Here is an 18,769-nt window from a genome sequence, read left to right on the forward strand (position 1 = left end):
CTTGACCTTCACCTTCGGTGAAGCCGCAGCATCGGTGCGAGGAACCGGAGGGGATCGGGATGCGCGAGGACATGCTGACGATCGGGGCGTTCGCCAGGGCCTGCCGGCTGTCGCCGAAGGCACTGCGGCTGTACGACGAGCTGGACCTGCTGAAGCCCGGCCGGGTCGACCCGGACACCGGGTACCGGTACTACGCCGTCGGGCAGCTGGAGCGGGCCAGGCTGGTGGCGTGGCTGCGGCGGCTGGGGATGCCGCTGGCCCGGATCCGTCAGGTGTGCGCGCTGGAACCGGCCGGCGCCGCCCGCGAGATCCGCGCGTACTGGGCGCGGGTGGAGGCGGAGACGGCGGCGCGGCGGGATCTCGCCGGGTTCCTCGTCGAGGAGTTGTCCGCTGCACCGAGGAAGGACACCACCATGCTGGAACTGCGCTATTGCGCCCACTCCGACCGGGGCCTGGTCCGCCCCGCCAACCAGGACACCGCCTACGCGGGCTCACGGCTGCTCGCGGTCGCCGACGGCTTCGGGCCGACGGGCCTGCCCGCGAGCAGCGCCGCCGTGGACGCGCTGCGCGTCCTGGACACGGCCGAGGCTCCCGCGGGCAACGTCCTGAACCTGCTGGACGACGCGGTGCGGGGCGCGAGCGAGGCGGTGCGCGAGGCGGTGCACGGCGCCGGGGAGGACGCCGGTACGACTCTGACCGCCCTGTTGTGGACGGGTTCGCGGCTGGCCCTCGTCCACATCGGCGACTCCCGCGCCTATCTGCTGCGCGACGGCGCCCTGTTCCGCATCACCGACGACCACACGGTGGTCCAGGCGATGATCGACGAGGGCAGGCTGACCCCGGAGGAGGCCGCGACGCACCCGCAGCGCATGCTGCTGCTGAAGGCCCTGACCCCGACCGCGTCCCCGGACCTGCGCCTGCGGGACGCAGAGCCCGGCGACCGCTACCTCCTGTGCTCCGACGGCCTGTCCCGTGTCGTCCCCGACCCCCGCATCCGCCGTCTCCTCGCCTCGGCGCCCTCCCCGGACGCCGCCGTCCACACGCTGATCGCGGCGGCGAACGAGGCCGGCGGCCCGGACAACGTCAGCTGTGTGGTGGCGGACGTGGTGGAGGCGGCGGCCTGACGGGACGCACGGCGGACCGGACGGAGAGGGCACCGCGCAGGACCGAAGCCGCGGTCAGCTCTCGTCGTCCGGTTCCCAGTCGAGCAGCCGCACCTTCGCCACCGTACGGACATGGCGGCGCATGGCGGCGGCCGCGCGGCCCGGCTCGCCGGCGGCGACGGCGTCGAGGATGGCCTGGTGCTGGGCGAGGGAGCGGGCGGGCCGGTGCGGCTGGCGCAGGGACTCGGTGCGGCTCTCGGCGATCTGGCCGGCGATGGAGCGCATGAACTCGGCGAGGATGCTGCTGTGCGCGGCGGCGGTGACGGCGGCGTGGAAGAGGCGGTCGCCCTCCACTCCGTGACCGTCGTCCTCGATCTCCTTCGCCATGTGCGCGAGCGCGGACCGCATCGCCGCGAGGTCCTCCTCCGTACGGCGCTCGGCGGCCAGTTCGGCGAGTTTCGTCTCCAGCGCCTCGCGGGCCTCCAGGACGTCCGGCAGACGCCTGCGGCGCTCGACCATCCGCTCCACGGGCTCCACGTCGAGGCTGTCCCGGACGAGGTACATGCCGCCGCCGTGCCGTACCTCGACGAGTCCCTGCACCTCCAGGACGACGATCGCCTGCTTCACGGAGGCCCTGCTGACGCCCAGCCGCTGGGCCAGGTCGCGTTCGGTCGGCAGCCGGTCCCCGGCGCCGAGACCGCCCTCGGCGACGTAGGCGCGCAGCCGGTCGAGCACCTGCTCGTAGAGGCGTTGCCTGGTCATGGGGCGCAGGGCGTCGGTCACGATTTCCCCCTTCTCGTCGGGAGCGTAACACCGGGCGGACGGGCGATCGGGCGCATCGAGTGGCCAATTGGCTGAGCCAATTCTTGTGCGACCCCTTGACGTTCCCGGCCCGCCCGCCCACGCTTTCCAGCCATCACCCCAATTGGCTCAGCCACTTTGCCAATTGCCAGGTGTCCAGCCCGCAACCGCTCCGGGACCCAACGACGGGAGCCCGTATGTCCCCCGAACTCATCTCGATCCTCGTGCTGGCCGTGGTGTTCGTCATCGCGACGACCCGCTCGATCAACATGGGCGCACTGGCCTTCGCCGCCGCCTTCGTGGTCGGCACCCTGGTCGCCGACCTCGACGCGGACGGCATCTTCGCCGGCTTCCCCGGCGATCTGTTCGTCGTCCTCGTCGGCGTCACGTACCTCTTCGCCATCGCGCGCTCCAACGGCACCACCGACTGGCTGGTGCACGCCTCCGTCCGGCTGGTGCGCGGCAGGGTGGCGCTCATCCCCTGGGTGATGTTCGCCCTCACCGGCGCGCTCACGGCGATCGGAGCCGTCAGCCCCGCCGCCGTGGCGATCGTCGCGCCGATCGCGCTGAGCTTCGCCGCCCGGTACGGGATCAGCCCCCTGCTCATGGGCGCGATGGTCGTGCACGGCGCTCAGGGCGGCGGCTTCTCGCCGATCAGCATCTACGGCTCGATCGTCAACGGCATCGTCGAGCGGGAGAAGCTGCCCGGCAACGAGGTCACGCTGTTCCTGGCCTCGCTGATCGTCAACCTCGTCATCGCGGCGGTGGTGTTCGTCGTGTGCGGAGGGCTCCGGCTGTGGCGGCAGGGGTCGCTGCCGGAGGGCGTCTCAGGCGCCCCGCAGGGGCGCGGGGAACCGCGCGACCAGCCACACCGCACCGGAACGGGGACCACGACCGATCCCGGCACTGACCCCTCCCCCACCGCCACCGCGACCGCCACCCGCGACACCACCCCTGGCCCCACCCTCCTGCTCACCCCGCCCCGCATCGCCACCCTCGTCTCCCTGGTCGCCCTGGTCATCGCCGTCCTCGTGTTCGACCTGGACGCGGGCCTGACCGCGATCACCCTCGCCGTCCTCCTCAGCGCCGTCTGGCCGGACGACAGCCGCAAGGCGGTCGGCGAGATCGCCTGGCCGACGGTGCTGCTGATCTGCGGCGTGCTGACCTACGTCGGGGTACTGGACGAGATGGGCACCATCACCTGGGCCGGCGAGGGCGTCAGCGGCATCGGCGTACCGCTGCTGGCCGCCGTACTGCTCTGCTACATCGGCGCGATCGTCTCGGCGTTCGCCTCGTCCGTCGGCATCATGGGCGCCCTCATCCCGCTCGCCGTGCCGTTCCTCGCGCAGGGCGAGATCGGGGCGGTCGGCATGGTGGCGGCGCTCGCGGTGTCGGCGACCGTCGTGGACGTGAGCCCCTTCTCGACGAACGGGGCGCTGGTGCTGGCCGCGGCACCGGACGTCGACCGTGAGCGTTTCTTCCGGCAGTTGATGGTGTACGGAGGGATCGTGGTGGCGGCGGTGCCCGCGGTGGTGTGGCTGGTCATGGTCGTGCCGGGCTGGGGGTAGGCCGGTGGACGACAGCACTCGGTGTCCGTTGAACAGTCAAGGAGTATGACGCGTGTCCTCTCTCTTCCCGGCCCTGACGGCCGGTCCGGCGGGGCGGGTCGCCCTGCGCTTCGGCGACCGGGCCCTGACCTACGCGGAGCTCGCCGCCGCGACCGGCGCCCTCGCGGCCCGGATCGCGGGCCGGGGGCGGGTGGCCGTGTGGGCGACGCCGACACTGGAGACGGCCGTCGCGGTGGTGGCGGCACTGGAGGCCGGGATCGCCGCCGTTCCGCTCAACCCGAAGTCGGGGGAGAAGGAGCTGGGGCACATCCTGTCGGACAGCGCGCCGAGTCTCGTACTGGCCGCGCCCGGCGATGAACTCCCGCTCCCGCTCGGTGACGTGGAGCGGGTGGACGTCGACGTGCGGGCGGCCGGCCCCCGTCCGCGGGAACGGGCGACCGAGGACGACCCGGCCCTGGTCGTCTACACCTCCGGCACCACCGGACCGCCCAAGGGCGCCGTCATCCCCCGCCGGGCGGTCACCCACACCCTGGACGCGCTCGCCGACGCCTGGCAGTGGACCGGCGAGGACGTACTGGTCCACGGCCTGCCCCTGTTCCATGTGCACGGCCTGGTGCTCGGCATCCTCGGCCCGCTGCGCCGCGGCGGATCGGTGCGCCACCTCGGCCGCTTCGGCACCGAGGGCGTGGCGCGCGAGCTGAACGACGGCGCGACCATGATGTTCGGCGTGCCGACGATGTACCACCGCATCGCCCAGGCCCTGCCCGAGGACCCGCACCTGGCGCAGGCACTGGGCAAGGCCCGCCTGCTCGTCTCGGGTTCGGCGGCGCTCCCCGTCCACGACCACGAGCGGATCACGGCCGCGACCGGGCAGCGGGTCGTCGAGCGGTACGGCATGACGGAGACGCTGATGAACACCAGCGTCCGCGCGGACGGCGAGGCCAGGGCCGGCACCGTGGGCGTGCCGCTGCCGGGCGTGGAGCTGCGGCTGGTGGAGGAGGACGGGTCGCCGATCACGTCGTACGACGGCGAGACGGTGGGCGAGATCCAGGTGCGCGGCCCGAACCTGTTCACCGAGTACCTCAACCGCCCCGACGCCACGGAAGCCGCGTTCACCGCCGACGGCTGGTTCCGCACCGGCGACATGGCGGTGCGGGAGTCCGACGGATACGTCCGTATCGTCGGCCGCAAGGCCACCGACCTGATCAAGAGCGGGGGTTACAAGATCGGGGCGGGCGAGATCGAGAACGCGCTCCTGGAACACCCGGGCGTGCGGGAGGCGGCGGTCACCGGGGAGCCGGACCCGGACCTGGGTGAGCGGATCGTGGCGTGGATCGTCCCGGCCGACCCCCAGTCCCCGCCCGCCGACGACGAGTTGGCGGACCATGTGGCCGACCGGCTGGCCCCGCACAAGCGTCCGCGCAAGGTGCACCACCTGGACGCCCTCCCCCGCAACGACATGGGGAAGATCATGAAGCGGGCGCTGACGTCATGACGGAGCGGCTCGCGGCCCGGCAGGTCCTCGCCCTGATGACGGACAGCTCCTCCTTCACCGAACTCCCCCACCCCGAGCGGCGGTCCGCCCCCGACGGCCCCCTCGCCTGGGAGGGCTACGACGCCTCCCGCGCCCGCGCCGTCGAACGCACCGGCGAGCAGGAGTCGGTGGTCTGCGGCACCGGCACGATCGACGGGACGCGGGCGGTCCTGATCGCCTTCGAGTTCGGCTTTCTGGGCGGCTCGCTGGGCGAACACACCGGCGACCGGCTGGAAGCGGCGTACACCCACGCCCGCGCCCACCGCCTGCCCGTCGTCCCACTGGTGGCGACGGGCGGCAGCCGGATGCAGGAGGGCATGCTCGCCCTCACCCAGCTCCAGCGCGTGGCCCGCCAGTCGGCGCTCACCCGGGAGGCCGGGCTGCCGCAGATCGCGGTGCTCCGGGACCCGACGACCGGCGGCGGGTGGGCCACCCTGGGCGCCGGCGCCGACGTGATCCTCGCCCTCCCCGGCGCCCAGGTCGGCTTCGCCGGCTCCCGGGTCCGCCCGCCGGACGCGGACCCGGCGGCGTACACGGCGGAGGCGCAGGTGGTCGCGGGAGCGGTGGACAAGGTGGTGCGCCCCGGCGAACTGCGCAAGGAGCTGGGCGGCTGGCTACGCCTCCTGACAGCCCCGTCGACCACCCCCGCGCCACCGCCGGCCCCCCTCGGCAGCTCGGAACTGCCGCCCACCGGCTGGGCCGCGGTCCAACGCGCCCGCTCCCCCCGACGCCCGCGCGCCGACGCCTACCTGGACGCCTACTTCACCCACCGCGCCACGATCAGCGGCGACCGCTGCGGCGGCACCGACCCCGACGGCATGCTCTGCGGCTTCGGCGAGCACGACGGTCGTACGATCGCCTACGCCGCCCAGACCGGCACGGCCACCCGCCCCGCCGGCTACCGCACCGCCGCCCGGCTGATCCGCCTCGCGGACCGGCTCGGCATCCCGGTGCTGACCCTGGTGGACACCCCGGGCGCCGCCAACGACGCGGAGGCGGAGCGGCAGGGTGTGGGCGCGGCCATCGCGGACCTCTTCGCCGCGGTGGCGACCGCGCGCACCCCGGTCACGACCCTCCTGATCGGCGAGGGCGGCTCGGGCGGTGCCCTGGCGCTCGCGGCACCGGACCGCACCTGGGCCACCCCGGACAGCTACTTCTCGGTGATCGCACCGGAGCTGGCGGCGGCGATCCTGAAGCGGGGTCCGGGGGAAGTGGAGGCGACGGCGGACCAGCTCCGCATCCGCCCGCAGGACCTGGCGGAGCTCGGCGTGATCCGGGAGCGCTGACGGGACGCCCCCGGGCCGAGGACGCTCACGCCTGCCGAGCAGCGGCGCGCCGCACACACCGTCGGCGCGCCGTTCCGCGGCGTCTCGCCCGGCCGCGGAGCCGGACACGGTTCCTGCCGCTCGTCACGCCTCGCACCCCTGGTCACGCCCCCGACGCCACAGCACGCCGCGCCGCCGTTCCTCGCCCTCCCCCGGACTCACGGTCCCGACAAGGTCGTACCAGTCGCTGCGCCTCGCACCCCTGGTCACAACCCCGACGCCACAGCACGCCGCGCCGCCGTTCCTCACCCTCCCCCGGACTCGCAGTCCGGACAAGATCGCGCCAGCCGCCTCGCCTCGCCCCCTGGTCGCGGCCCCCGATACCGAGGAGTGGGCGGATTCGCACGGAGACTCGCGGCCGTGGGGGTGGATAACCCCCATTCAGCGGCACCCCACCCGGCCCCCTCCAGAAGGCGCCCCCCGGCCCGGCGACCGCACGATCGATGTCAAGGAGGCCCGCCGCGCGGCGGGCCCGGACAACTCGATCCCCACACACCGAGCGAGGCCCGCCACCCACCCGGCGGACCCATGGTCTGCGTTTTCCGGGAGGACCCCCATGACCGCCACTCTGGAGCAGCTGCGCCGCTGCCACTTCGCCGTCGACCTGGGGGCGGCCCGGACCCGCGTCTTCGTGAAGGGCGCCGGGCTCGTCGTCGACCAGCCCTCGGTCGCCGCCGTCAACACCCGCACCGGGGCCCTGATCGCGGTCGGCGAGTTCGCGGAGCGCATGACCGGCCGCACCCCGGACTACATCCGTGTCGTACGGCCCGTCTCCGGCGGCACCGTCGTCGACATCGAGATGGCGCAGCGCATGCTGCGGCACCTGCTCGGCGACAAGATGCGCCGTGCCCTGCGCCGCAAGCCGTTCCTGCGGGCGGCGGCCTGCACCCCGCACGACGCCGACCCGCTCGCCCAGCGCGCGGCGATCGAGACCCTGGTCGGTCTCGGCGCGCGGCGCGTGGAACTCGTCGACACGCTCATCGCCGCCGCCGTGGGCTGCGGACTGCCCGTGGAGCAGCCCGAGGCCAGCATGATCATGGTGTGCGGGGCCGCCGCGACGGAGGTCGCCGTGCTCTCCCTGGGCAGCATCGTCACCGCCGAGCGGATCCGGGTCGGCGGCGAGGCCGTGGACCACGCGATCGTGCAGCACCTGCGGCACGAGCACGAGCTGATGCTGCCCAGCCAGAACGTACGGCCGCTCCAGCTCGCCCTGTCCGGCAACGGGCTCACCCCGCACGGCCCCGCCTCCACCGAGATCCACGGCCGCGACGTCTGCACCGGTCTCGCCCGCTCGGTCCAGGTCGACACCGCCGCCGTACGCGACGCCATCCAGACACCGCTCACCGCCGTACTCGACAGCATCGGCAAGGTGCTCCGCGACTGCCCGCCCGACCTGGTCGCCGATCTCGCCGACCGCGGCATCATGATGGTCGGCGGCAGTGCCCTGCTCCCCGGCTTCGACCAGATGCTCCGCCAGGCCACGCGCATGCCGGTCCACATCGCCGAACGCCCCGATATCTGCGCCGTGCAGGGCCTGGGCACCATGCTGGAGGGCAAGATCGAGCCGATGGAACTGAACCCGATCTCCTGAGCCCGGCGCGAGCGCGGGCCCCGCTGTCAGTACGGCAGGATCCGCCCCGAAGGCGTGCGCCGGTCGATCTCGCCCCTGGTGTCGCGGGGAGCGGCGGGTCGGCGGGTGACACGAACGCGAACGTGGGTCTGGCGGTTCATGGCGCCCTCCTCGTACCTCGGTCCGTTGCGACCAGCCTTCTCTCCGCAACCTTTCGGCACATCGTGCCCACGGAGGCACTTGTCATGCCTCCGTGGCATGAGCGGATGGCACGCGGGCTACTTCGGCAGGAGGAGAGGCGCCCCCGGCTCACCTCGGGGTACCACCGCGTACGCCGCCCCCGGAACCGCGCCGCCGGGTGCGCGACGGCCCAGGAGCCGTAAGGGATCCGCCCCCTCGGTCACGGTCGGCGCGACCCGCGCTGGACCCGGCCCGCGGACAGGCGCACGCTCGTCAGTGGGGCCCCGGCGCCCCCGCTCCCACCGGCTTGTAGGGAAGTGATCGCGATGGAAGACAAGCACTGGACGGTCCGGATCCACATCACCGAGGACGGCGACGACACCCGCGCCGAGGCCGTGCTGACCACGCAGGACACGCCGCAGGACCTGATGGCCGTGACCGGCCGGGGCGCGGCCCACCGCAACCCCGCCGACCGGCCGGTCCCCGGGATCGGCGACGAACTCGCCGTCAGCCGCGCCCTGGAGGACCTGGCCACCAGACTGCACGAGGTCGCCTCCGACGACATCGTGTCCCTGACCGGCCCGGGCGGCCAGGAGGGCAGCCTGGCCTGGGAACGGCCCTAGCGTTCCAGCCAGCTGTAACGCCGCTCCGGCCGTCCCGCCTGCCCGTAGCGCAGGGACACCTCGGCCCGGCCGGTGGCGCTGAAGTGCTCCAGGTAGCGCCGGGCGCTCACCCGGGACACCCCCGAGCGGGCCGCGCACTCGGCGGCGGAGAGGCTGCCGTCGGCCGCCCGTAGCTCGCGTTCGATCAGTTCGGCGGTCTCCACGCTCATGCCCTTGGGCAGGGCGGCCGGCGCGGCGGCGGGCGCCGCGCCGCGGGCCAGGGCCCGGTCGACGTCGGACTGGCCGCTGACGACCGCCGCGTAGAGGTTGCTGCGCCGGGCCGCGTACTGCTCCAGACGCGTGCGCAGGTCCTCCGCGTCGAAGGGCTTCAGCAGGTAGTCGACGACGCCCTGGCGTACGGCGTCCCGCACCGCCTCGGCCTCGCGCGCCGCGCTGATCACCATGACGTCGCAGTCGTGCCCTGCGGTGCGCAGCCGGGGAATGATCTCCAGGCCGAACATGTCGGGCAGGTAGAGGTCGAGCAGGACCAGGTCCGGTTGCAGCTCGCCGACCAGGGTGAGCGCCTGCTCGCCGCAGTTCGCGGTGCCGATCACCCGGAACCCGTCGACGTCGTTGACGAATCCACGGTGGATCCGCGCCACCATGAAGTCGTCCTCCACGATCAGGACGTCGATCATCGGACTGCCTCCGTCGCTCGGTCGGCCGGTCGGCCGACGGACATCCGGGCACTGAACATGGCGCCCGCCTCCGTGTTCGCCACCGACACCTCACCGCCCCGGCGTTTGCACACCAGCCGGGTCAGCGCCAGGCCGATCCCGCGGTCGCCGCCCTGCGCGGCCTTGGTGGTGAACCCGTGCGAGAACACCTCCTGCGCGAGCTCCGGCGCAACCCCCGGCCCCGAGTCCCGTACGACGATCTCCACACTGGAGGCGTCCTGGCGCAGTTCCACCTCCACCCACGCGCCGGGGTCGCCGTCTCCCGACCGGGAGCCGCCGGCGGCCGCGTCGACCGCGTTGTCCACGAGGTTGCCGAGCACGGTCGCCACGTCCGCGGAGTCGGTCGGCTCCAGCCGGTCCAGGGAGGTGCGTTCGGAGATCTTCAGCCGCACCTTGCGTTCCGCGGCCAGCGCGGACTTGGCCATGAGCAGCGCGGCGACGGCCCGGTCACGGACCCGGTTGGTGATGCTCACGTCGAGAGACTCGCGGTGCTTGCGCAGGGCGCGGACGTAGCGGACGACCTCGTCGTGCTCGCCGATCTGGATCAGCCCGGAGATGGTGTGCAGCTGGTTGGAGAACTCGTGGGCCTGGGCGCGCAGCAGCTCGGTGGTGCTGCGGAAGGAGCCCAACTCGCGTTCCAGCTGGGCCAGTTCGGTGCGGTCGCGCAGGGTGGTCACCGAGCCGAGGAGGCGGCCGTCCTTGGTGACGTCCATCCGGTTCATCACCAGGACCCGGCCCCGGCGCACGACGACCTCGTCGCGGCGCGCGCGTTCCCCGGGCTCGCCCTCGGGCGCGGTCCCGGCCAGGACGTCGTACAGCCGCCCCTCGATCCCGAGGTCGGCCAGGCTCATCCCGACGCAGTTCTCGGGCAGGTCCAGCAGTCCGCGGCCGACGGCGTTGACGAGGGTGAGGCGCTGCTGCGGGTCGAGGGCCACCACGCCCTCGGCGATCCCGAACAGCATCGCCTCCCGGTGCTCGGCGAGCCCGGCGATCTCGCGCGGCTCCATGCCGAAGGTCTGCCGTTTGATCCGCCGGGCCAGCAGCCAGGAACCGGCGATCCCGAGGACGCTGGCGACGCCGAGGTAGACCAGCAGATAGGACGAGGCGCCCACCAGCCGCTGCCACACCGACGGCGAGGTCCGCCCGACCATCACCGTGCCGAGGTGGTCCCCGGCGTTCTCCTTGTTCGCCCCGAGCACCGGCGCCTGCGCCACCAGCTGGGTGACGCCGTCCACGGGCAGCTCCCCGGACCAGCCGACGGCCTCGGAGACCTGCGGACCGTCGACCGGCATCCGTGTCCCGACCAGGGTCGGGTCGGTGGCGGCGACGATGTCGCCGTCGGAGTCGGCGACCATCGCGGAGGTGACACCGGACCGGGTCAGCGTGGACTGGAGCAGCGGGGCGAGCATCTCGGCGGGCGCGGGCCGCACGAGCTGCGTGCGCACCAGGGGGTTGGCCGCCATCTCCTCGGCGAGTGCGGTCACCCGGCGTCCCTCGACCCGGTCGAACGTGGCCGTCGACTGCGCGAGCGACACGGCGGCCACGGCGGCGAGCACGATCACGACGATGGCGAGCTGCCATACCAGCAGCTCGCCTGCGAGCGTCTGACGGCGCTTCCTCCGCGACGGTGACCGTGACGTTATGACCACTATGAACTCAACCTTCAATGGTCACACAACCGAGACGGGGTGTCTCAGGAACCGCACAATCATGGCGCCGGAACGGGCCGAGCGAAAGAGATGAGCCATGAGAACTCGACGAGCCGCACTTGTCGGAGCTCTTGCCACCGTGTCGATGATCGCGGTCAGCGCCTGCGGCGCCACCGCCGACAAGGAGGAGTCCGGAGGCGGAAGCGGCAAGCCCGTGACCGGACTTCGGCTGATGGTACCCAACACCCCGGGCAGCGGTTACGACCTCACCGCCCGCACCGTCTCCCAGGTCATGCAGGACACCGAGGTCGCCTCCGGCGTGCAGGTCTTCAACCTGCCCGGCGCGAGCGGCACCGTGGGCCTGCAGCGCCTGGTGAACGAGAAGGGCAACGGCAAGATGGCCATGCAGATGGGCCTGGGTGTCGTCGGTGCCTCGTACACCTCCAAGTCGAAGGCGACGCTGACCGACACCACGCCGATCGCCAAGCTGATCGAGGAGGCCGGCGCGATCGTCGTGCCGAAGGACTCCCCGTACAAGACGATGGACGACCTCGTCACCGCCTGGAAGGAGAACCCGAAGAAGCTCGCCGTGGGCGGCGGTTCGTCGCCGGGCGGCCCGGACCACCTGCTGCCGATGCAGCTCGCGAAGGCGGTCGGCATCAAGCCGAAGGACGTCAACTACGTCTCCTACGACGGCGGCGGCGAGCTGCTGCCGGCCATCCTCGGCAACAAGCTGGCCTTCGGTGCCAGCGGCTACAGCGAGTTCCTCGACCAGATCGAGGCGGGACAGGTCCGTGTCCTCGCGGTCACCAGCGAGAAGCCGATCGACGCGCTGAAGGACGCGCCGACGCTGAAGGACTCCGGCGTCGACCTGGTCTTCACCAACTGGCGCGGCATCGTGGCCCCTCCCGGCATCACCGAGGAGCAGGAGAAGAGCTGGGTCGACTCGCTGACGACGATGCACGACTCGAAGGAGTGGCAGGCGCAGCTGGAGAAGAACGGCTGGGTCGACGCCTTCTCCACCGGCGACGAGTTCGGCACCTTCCTGACCGAGCAGGACAAGGCGGTCGCCGACCTGCTGGCCGAGCTCGGGCTGGCATGAGCTCCCAGGTGAAGGACGAACGGACCGTGGAGGACTCCCCTCCGCCCCGGGAGGGCGGGGACCGCGCGCAGTACGGCATGTGCGCGTTCCTCGCCCTGCTGGGCACCGCCGTGGTCGTGGACGCCCTCGGTATCCCGCACATCACCAGCGGCACCGACCCGGTCGGCCCGCGCGCGGTCCCGCTGATCCTGGGCACACTGCTGGTGGCGCTCGCGGTGCTGTACGCCGTCGACGTGGCCCGGGGCGGCCACGGTGAGCCGGAGGTCGGCGAGGACGTCGATCTGTCGGGCGGCGCCGACTGGCGCACGGTGGCCCTGCTGGTCGCGGTGTTCGTGGCGAACGCGCTGCTCATCGAGCGGCTCGGCTGGGTGATCAGCGGCGGCCTGCTGTTCTGGGGCACGGCGTTCGCGCTCGGCAACCGGCACTACGTACGCAATCTGCTGATCGCCGCGACGCTCTCCCTGACGACCTTCTACGCCTTCGCGATCGGCCTCGGCGTGAACCTCCCCGCCGGCGTGTTGCAAGGAATCCTGTGAGGCCGCGATGGACAACCTGAACAACCTCATGCAGGGCTTCGCGGACGTCATGGACCCGCTGAACCTGCTGCTCGCCCTGGTCGGCGTGATCATCGGCACCGCGGTGGGGGTCCTGCCGGGCATCGGCCCGGCGATGACGGTGGCCCTGCTGCTGCCGATCACCTACGGCATGGAGCCGGTGCAGGCGTTCATCATGTTCGCCGGCATCTTCTACGGCGGTATGTACGGCGGCTCCACCACGTCGATCCTCCTGAACACCCCGGGCGAGTCCTCGTCCGTGGTCACCGCCGTCGAGGGCAACAAGATGGCGAAGGCGGGCCGTGCGGCCCAGGCCCTGGCGACGGCGGCGATCGGCTCCTTCGTGGCGGGCACCATCGGCACCCTGCTGCTGGTCCTGATCACTCCGTTCGTGGTGGACTTCGCGGTCAGCCTGGGCGCGCCGGACTACTTCGCGCTGATGCTGCTGTCGTTCATCGCGGTGACGTCGATCCTCGGCTCGTCCCGCGTCCGCGGCTTCATCTCCCTGCTGCTCGGCCTGACGATCGGCCTGGTCGGCATCGACACGGTCTCCGGCCAGCAGCGACTGACCCTCGGCATACCGCAGCTGGCGGACGGCATCGACGTCGTCGTGGTCGCCGTCGGCATCTTCGCGGTCGGCGAGGCACTGTGGGTGGCCGCGCATCTGCGCCGCCGGCCGGCCGAGGTGATCCCCGTCGGCCGGCCGTGGATGGGCCGGCAGGACTGGAAGCGGTCCTGGAAGCCCTGGCTGCGCGGGACGGCGTACGGCTTCCCGTTCGGCGCGCTGCCGGCCGGCGGCGCGGAGATCCCGACGTTCCTGTCGTACGCCACCGAGAAGCGGCTGACCAAGCACCCCGAGGAGTTCGGCAAGGGCGCCATCGAGGGTGTGGCGGGCCCGGAGGCCGCGAACAACGCCTCCGCGGCGGGCACTCTGGTCCCGATGCTGGCGATCGGCCTGCCGACGAACGCGACCGCGGCGGTGATGCTGGCCGCCTTCCAGTCGTACGGCATCCAGCCGGGCCCTCTGCTCTTCGAGCGCGAGTCCGGTCTGGTCTGGGTCCTGATCGCCAGTCTCTTCATCGGCAACCTGCTGCTGTTGCTGCTGAACCTCCCGCTGGCCCCGGCGTGGGCGAAGCTGCTCCAGATCCCGCGCCCCTACCTGTACGCGGGCATCCTCTTCTTCGCCTCAATGGGTGCCTACGCGGTCAACGCCCAGCCGCTCGATCTGTTCATCCTCCTCACCCTGGGCCTGCTGGGCTTCGCCATGCGACGCTTCGGGCTGCCGGTCCTGCCGCTGATCGTCGGTGTGATCCTGGGCCCGCGCGCGGAGCTCCAGGGGCGGCGCTCCCTGCAGTTGTCCGGCGGCGAGCTGTCGGGGCTGCTGGGCGGCCCGGTGTCGTACACGGTCTACACGGCGATCGTCCTGGTCCTGGTGTGGCCGCTGATCCGCAGGTTCGTCGTACGCCCCTTGCGCGCGCGCAGCGCCGCCTGAGACTTCTGGAGCAACGAGATGACCATCCTGGTCGGCTACGTCCCCTCACCGGAGGGGGAGGCGGCCCTGCGCGCGGCGATCGACGAGGCCCGCCGCCGCGGCGAGAAACTCCTGGTCGTGAACACCACCCGGGGGGACGCGCTCGCGGACCCCCGCTTCGCCCAGGAACCCGATCTGAGTCACGTCCGCGAGGACCTCGCGGCACTGGGCATCGACTTCGACATCCGCCAGGTTCTCGGTGCGCGTGACGCCGCGGAGGAGATCATCGACCTCGCGGAGACCAAGGGCGTCTCCCTGGTGGTGATCGGGCTGCGGCGGCGCAGCGCCGTCGGCAAGCTGATCATGGGGTCGGCCGCCCAGCAGATCCTGCTGGGCGTGGGCTGCCCGGTGCTCGCCGTGAAGGCGGAGGGCTGACATGCTGCTGCGGACCTTCGGCGGGTCGTTCGCCGTCACGGCCCTCGGCCTCGCCTTCGCCGCGTGGCAGTGGGGCTGGGAGGCCTTCGGGATCGTCCTGATCCTCTCCGTCCTGGAGATCTCGGTGTCCTTCGACAACGCGGTCGTCAACGCCGGGATCCTGAAGAAGATGAACGCCTTCTGGCAGCGCATCTTCCTCACCGTGGGCATCCTGATCGCGGTGTTCGGCATGCGGCTGGTGTTCCCGGTCGTGATCGTCGCCATCAGTGCCGAGGTGGGCCCGATCGAGGCCGTCCGGCTCGCCCTGGACGACCCCGACCGCTACCAGGACCTGGTCACCGACGCCCACCCGGCGATCGCGGCCTTCGGCGGCATGTTCCTGCTGATGATCTTCCTGGACTTCGTCCTGGAGGACCGCGAGATCAAGTGGCTGGCCTGGCTGGAGCGCCCGCTCGCGAAGCTGGGGAAGATCGACATGCTGGCGGCCTGCCTGGCCCTGGTCGCCCTGCTGGCGACGGCGCTGACCTTCGCCACGCACGCCCACGTGAGCACGGGCCACGCGGACAAGGCGGACACCGTGCTGCTGGCGGGGGTGGCCGGTCTGATCACGTACCTCGTGGTCGGCGGCCTCTCCGCCCACTTCGAGAACCGGCTCGAAGAGGAGGAGGAACACGAGCACGAGGAGGAGGAGAGGGCCAGGGCGGAGGGCAGGCCGGTCTCCGCGGTCGCGCTGGCCGGCAAGGCCGCGTTCTTCCTCTTCCTCTATCTGGAGGTCCTGGACGCGTCGTTCTCGTTCGACGGCGTGATCGGCGCCTTCGCCATCACCAACCACATCTTCTGGATGGCGCTCGGCCTCGGCATCGGCGCGATGTACGTCCGCTCGCTCACGGTCTACCTGGTCCGCCAGGGCACCCTCGACGACTACGTCTACCTGGAGCACGGCGCCCACTACGCCATCGGCGCCCTCGCGGCGATCCTGCTGATCACCATCCAGCACGAGATCAGCGAGATCGTCACCGGGCTGGTCGGCGTGGTCCTGATCGCCGCGTCCTTCCTCGCCTCGGTCCGCCGCAACAAGGCGCTGGAGGCATCCGGCGCGGACCGGACGCCCCCGGACGGGGAGGACGAGAAGACGGAGGTGCCGTCGGGGGCGGCGTGAGAGGCCGGGCGGACCTCCCGGGTGGGACACAAGGCGTGATCTGCGACAAACGTGGTCCACGACATAGGCGTTTTCGCCCGATTATGGCTAGCTGGATGTGTTTGCCTCGCGCACAGCGTCGCGTCATCCACGCGCCGTCCTCGTCGATCGCCCGCCCTGGAGACTCATGCGCCTCCGCGCCCCGTCCGTCCCGCGAGCCGTCCCGGCTCGCCGTATCGCCTCGCTTCCGCCCCTCGCCCTGGCCGGCGGTGCCCTCACCGTCGGCGTCGGCGGCCTGTATCTGGCCGGGCTGCTGCTGGCGGGCGGCGACATAGAGGGCGGTACGAGCGTGCGGGGCGTGGACATCGGGGGCCTGAGCCGCACGGAGGCCGTCAAGAAGCTCCAGGACCGGCTCGGGCCGGCCGGCACCCGCGAACTGACCGTGACGATCGGTGACCGACAGACGTCGGTCGACCCGTCGAAGGTGGGCATCTCCTTCGACTACGAGAAGACGGTGGACCGCGCGGGCCGCACCGAGAGCGCCGATCCGTTCAGCGTGATCGGCGGCCTCTTCAGCTCAGGCGGCGCGGTCGAGCCTGCCGTGCACGTCGACGAGGACAAGGCCCACGGCACCCTGAGGAAGATGGCGAAGGCCCTCGACCAGAAGGTCCGCGAGGGCGCCGTCACCTTCGAGGACGGCCGGGTGCGGCAGGTCACCCCGCACAGCGGCCACGCCCTCGACACCGACGCCGCCGTCGACCCGCTGCGCGCCGCCTTCCTCGCCGGCGACACCAAGGCCGTCACGGCCCTGCCCACCCGGGAGACGAAGCCCAAGGTCACCGAGCGGGAGATGCGGCGCGCCGTACGCGAGTTCGCGGAGCCGGCCATGTCGGCGCCGGTCACCCTCACCGCCGCGGACCGGCGCTTCACCATCGACCAGCCCGTCCTGGGCGCGTACCTGACGATGCGCGCGGACGACGCCGGGCATCTGACGCCGAAGCTGGACGCCGAGGGCCTGCGCGCCGACCCCGCGGTGACCCACCCCCTGTCCTATCTGCCGGCCCGGGCGCACAACGCAGAGCTGCGCCTCGTCGGCAACCGGGTCGGGGTGGCCGAGGACGGCCGGGCCGGGCATGTCGTCACCGACAAGGCACTGGGCAAGGCCGTACTGCCGCTGCTCACCCAGCGGGGCGCCGCCCGCAGCGGCGAGATCGCCACGCGCGTGGCCGAGCCGCAGGTGACCCGCGCGAACGTCGAGCGCCTCGGCCTGCGGGAGGAGATGTCCTCCTTCACCGTCAACTTCGAGCCCGCGCCGTACCGCTCACGGAACATCGGCCGCGCGGTGGAACTCATCAACGGATCCGTCGTCATGCCGGGCAAGAACTGGAGCTTCAACCGGACGGTCGGCGAGCGCACCGAGGCCAACGGCTTCGTCGAGGGCGTGATGATCTTCAACGACGAGTTCACCCGGGCGCCGGGCGGCGGCGTGTCAGCCGTGGCGACGACCCTCTTCAACGCGATGTTCTTCGCCGGGGTCAAGCCCCTGGAGCACGGCGCCCACTCGTTCTACATCGAGCGCTACCCGGAGGGCCGCGAGGCGACGGTCGCCTGGGGCAGCCTGGACCTGAGGTTCCACAACGACTCGGGCCACGCCATCTACATCCAGGCCCGGTCCACCGACTCCTCGGTGACGATCTCGTTCCTCGGCACCCGCAAGTACGAGGACATCGGCTCGATCAAGGGCCCACGCACGCAGGTGAAGCAGCCGGAGCGAAAGGTGAGCACCGCCGAACGGTGCGTCCCGCAGACTCCGTTGGAGGGCTTCGACGTCACGGTGCAACGACTCTTCGTCCAGAACGGCGAAGTCGTCAAGCGTGAGCCGTTCCGCACCCACTACGACCCTCGCGACGAGATCATCTGCGAGTGACGTTCCACGCAACCGCCTGGTCGCATCGTTTCTGCACGAATGGTGCGGGGTGGGGCGGGTGGGACTCGAACCCACGGCCGACGGATTATGAGTCCGCTGCTCTAACCGGCTGAGCTACCGCCCCATAGCGGCGTGTCGCGTACAAGTGTGCGCGCCGTCTGCCGCAGCATAGCCGCTCATACGATCTCCTGCTTCGTATGGTCGACTTCGCATGCCCTGAAGGACTCCGCCGCCACCTGCACGGTTCCCGCCGCAGGTGAACAGGCATGAAAAAGGACCCCCAAGGGGGTCCTCGTTCCATGTGCTCCCCCGACTGGACTCGAACCAGTAACCTGCCGGTTAACAGCCGGCTGCTCTGCCAATTGAGCTACGGAGGACCGAGCTCCCCGGACTGGACTCGAACCAGTAACCTGCCGGTTAACAGCCGGCTGCTCTGCCAATTGAGCTACCGAGGAAGGTCTCGTTTTGCATCGAACGCACCTACCTGGGTAATCGCCAGGGGGCGTGCGCTCGCTGCGACACATACATTAGCGCAAGCAGGGGGGTGCTCCGCCAATCGGTTCCCCTCCCGGCACCGACGCCGCACCAGGGACCTACTCAAGGGAAGGGTGGCAGCCATGCGCTACCGACTCACGTTCGTCATCGGAGTCGCCGTCGGTTACGTCCTCGGGACGCGCGCCGGACGCGAGCGCTACGAGCAGCTGAAGAAGACCGCCCGGGAGATCTCCCAGAACCCCGCGGTGCGCAACACCGCGGAGTCGGCGGCTCAGCAGGGTCGGGTGTTCGCGGGCAAGGCGTTCCACACGGTCAGCGAGAAGGTGGGTGACCGGGTCCCGGAGACGGTGGCCCAACGCGTCCGCAGCCTGCGCGAGCGCAGCGCCCACAACGGAGGCGCGGAGGACGACTGGGGCACGAGCAACACGTGAGCAGCACGTGTTGAGCGGCGGGCCCGGCAACGCCGCCGAGGGGCGCGGGGAACCGCGCGACCGGCCCTCCACGACCCGCACCCGAAAAGCCACACGCACCCCCCACGACGCCCACGGCCCAAGCCGGCGCAGCGCTACGGCACAATT

Annotated in this window: 16 protein-coding genes and 3 tRNA genes; 13 read left to right on the forward strand and 6 right to left on the reverse strand. The window is 71.8% G+C overall.

Annotation, left to right across the window (positions count from 1 at the left end):
* Window positions 1-59: 59 nt before the first annotated feature.
* Window positions 60-1,124, forward strand: coding sequence for a MerR family transcriptional regulator (locus tag ACGFW6_RS31560; RefSeq protein ID WP_393517412.1), 1,065 nt, complete (start codon window positions 60-62; stop codon window positions 1,122-1,124).
* A gap of 54 nt (window positions 1,125-1,178) precedes the next feature.
* On the opposite strand, the gene ACGFW6_RS31565 is transcribed toward ACGFW6_RS31560, so the two are convergent.
* Complete coding sequence (locus tag ACGFW6_RS31565; RefSeq protein WP_393517415.1) at window positions 1,179-1,886, reverse strand: FadR/GntR family transcriptional regulator; 708 nt, start codon at window positions 1,884-1,886, stop codon at window positions 1,179-1,181.
* Window positions 1,887-2,101: 215 nt separating this feature from the next.
* On the opposite strand from ACGFW6_RS31565, the gene ACGFW6_RS31570 reads away from it, so the two are divergent.
* The 5 genes from ACGFW6_RS31570 to ACGFW6_RS31590 all read left to right on the forward strand — a co-directional run bounded on the left by ACGFW6_RS31570 (window position 2,102) and on the right by ACGFW6_RS31590 (window position 8,704).
* Window positions 2,102-3,472 (forward strand): SLC13 family permease, encoded by a 1,371-nt coding sequence (locus ACGFW6_RS31570; protein ID WP_393517418.1) that lies wholly within the window; start codon window positions 2,102-2,104, stop codon window positions 3,470-3,472.
* Window positions 3,473-3,524: 52 nt separating this feature from the next.
* Window positions 3,525-4,967 carry an acyl-CoA synthetase gene (locus tag ACGFW6_RS31575; RefSeq protein ID WP_393517421.1) on the forward strand — a complete coding sequence of 481 codons (1,443 nt, stop codon included), beginning with the start codon at window positions 3,525-3,527 and terminating at the stop codon, window positions 4,965-4,967.
* Window positions 4,964-6,292: a carboxyl transferase domain-containing protein gene (locus ACGFW6_RS31580; protein ID WP_393517424.1), complete on the forward strand. Its 1,329-nt coding sequence runs from the start codon at window positions 4,964-4,966 to the stop codon at window positions 6,290-6,292. The genes ACGFW6_RS31575 and ACGFW6_RS31580 overlap by 4 nt, the downstream gene beginning before the upstream one ends.
* A 595-nt stretch (window positions 6,293-6,887) precedes the next feature.
* Window positions 6,888-7,922 carry a rod shape-determining protein gene (locus ACGFW6_RS31585; RefSeq protein WP_393517427.1) on the forward strand — a complete coding sequence of 345 codons (1,035 nt, stop codon included), beginning with the start codon at window positions 6,888-6,890 and terminating at the stop codon, window positions 7,920-7,922.
* Window positions 7,923-8,407: 485 nt separating this feature from the next.
* Window positions 8,408-8,704 carry a DUF1876 domain-containing protein gene (locus tag ACGFW6_RS31590; RefSeq protein ID WP_393517430.1) on the forward strand — a complete coding sequence of 99 codons (297 nt, stop codon included), beginning with the start codon at window positions 8,408-8,410 and terminating at the stop codon, window positions 8,702-8,704.
* On the opposite strand, the gene ACGFW6_RS31595 is transcribed toward ACGFW6_RS31590, so the two are convergent.
* Both ACGFW6_RS31595 and ACGFW6_RS31600 read right to left on the reverse strand, forming a co-directional pair.
* Window positions 8,701-9,381, reverse strand: coding sequence for a response regulator (locus ACGFW6_RS31595; protein ID WP_393517433.1), 681 nt, complete (start codon window positions 9,379-9,381; stop codon window positions 8,701-8,703). The two genes, ACGFW6_RS31590 and ACGFW6_RS31595, sit on opposite strands and share 4 nt — an antisense overlap.
* Window positions 9,378-11,069 (reverse strand): ATP-binding protein, encoded by a 1,692-nt coding sequence (locus tag ACGFW6_RS31600; RefSeq protein WP_393517436.1) that lies wholly within the window; start codon window positions 11,067-11,069, stop codon window positions 9,378-9,380. The genes ACGFW6_RS31595 and ACGFW6_RS31600 overlap by 4 nt, the downstream gene beginning before the upstream one ends.
* Window positions 11,070-11,214: 145 nt before the next feature.
* Between ACGFW6_RS31600 and ACGFW6_RS31605 the strand changes: the two genes are divergently transcribed.
* From ACGFW6_RS31605 to ACGFW6_RS31630, 6 genes are all read left to right on the forward strand, one after another.
* Window positions 11,215-12,171: a Bug family tripartite tricarboxylate transporter substrate binding protein gene (locus tag ACGFW6_RS31605; RefSeq protein WP_393517592.1), complete on the forward strand. Its 957-nt coding sequence runs from the start codon at window positions 11,215-11,217 to the stop codon at window positions 12,169-12,171.
* Entirely contained in the window at window positions 12,168-12,707 is a 540-nt protein-coding gene (locus ACGFW6_RS31610; RefSeq protein ID WP_393517439.1) for a tripartite tricarboxylate transporter TctB family protein, read from the forward strand. Before ACGFW6_RS31605 ends, ACGFW6_RS31610 begins: the two co-directional genes overlap by 4 nt.
* A 7-nt stretch (window positions 12,708-12,714) precedes the next feature.
* On the forward strand, window positions 12,715-14,217 hold the full coding sequence (locus ACGFW6_RS31615) for a tripartite tricarboxylate transporter permease (RefSeq protein ID WP_393517442.1): 1,503 nt from the start codon (window positions 12,715-12,717) through the stop codon (window positions 14,215-14,217).
* Window positions 14,218-14,235: 18 nt separating this feature from the next.
* Window positions 14,236-14,631 (forward strand): universal stress protein, encoded by a 396-nt coding sequence (locus ACGFW6_RS31620; RefSeq protein WP_393517445.1) that lies wholly within the window; start codon window positions 14,236-14,238, stop codon window positions 14,629-14,631.
* A gap of 1 nt (window position 14,632) precedes the next feature.
* Entirely contained in the window at window positions 14,633-15,790 is a 1,158-nt protein-coding gene (locus ACGFW6_RS31625) for a DUF475 domain-containing protein (RefSeq protein WP_393517448.1), read from the forward strand.
* 166 nt (window positions 15,791-15,956) lie between these two features.
* Entirely contained in the window at window positions 15,957-17,696 is a 1,740-nt protein-coding gene (locus tag ACGFW6_RS31630) for a VanW family protein (protein ID WP_393517451.1), read from the forward strand.
* Window positions 17,697-17,746: 50 nt separating this feature from the next.
* Here ACGFW6_RS31630 and ACGFW6_RS31635 read toward each other — a convergent pair.
* The 3 genes from ACGFW6_RS31635 to ACGFW6_RS31645 form a co-directional block, all read right to left on the reverse strand.
* Window positions 17,747-17,820 (reverse strand) — tRNA-Ile (locus ACGFW6_RS31635).
* 180 nt (window positions 17,821-18,000) lie between these two features.
* A tRNA-Asn gene (locus tag ACGFW6_RS31640) sits at window positions 18,001-18,073 on the reverse strand.
* Window positions 18,074-18,078: 5 nt separating this feature from the next.
* Window positions 18,079-18,151, reverse strand: a tRNA-Asn gene (locus tag ACGFW6_RS31645).
* Window positions 18,152-18,313: 162 nt separating this feature from the next.
* On the opposite strand from ACGFW6_RS31645, the gene ACGFW6_RS31650 reads away from it, so the two are divergent.
* A complete protein-coding gene (locus ACGFW6_RS31650) occupies window positions 18,314-18,622 on the forward strand; it encodes a YtxH domain-containing protein (protein WP_393517454.1) in 309 nt (102 codons plus the stop codon).
* Window positions 18,623-18,769 lie beyond the last annotated feature (147 nt).

Source organism: Streptomyces sp. Y7 (assembly GCF_043195415.1).
GTDB lineage: Bacteria > Actinomycetota > Actinomycetes > Streptomycetales > Streptomycetaceae > Streptomyces.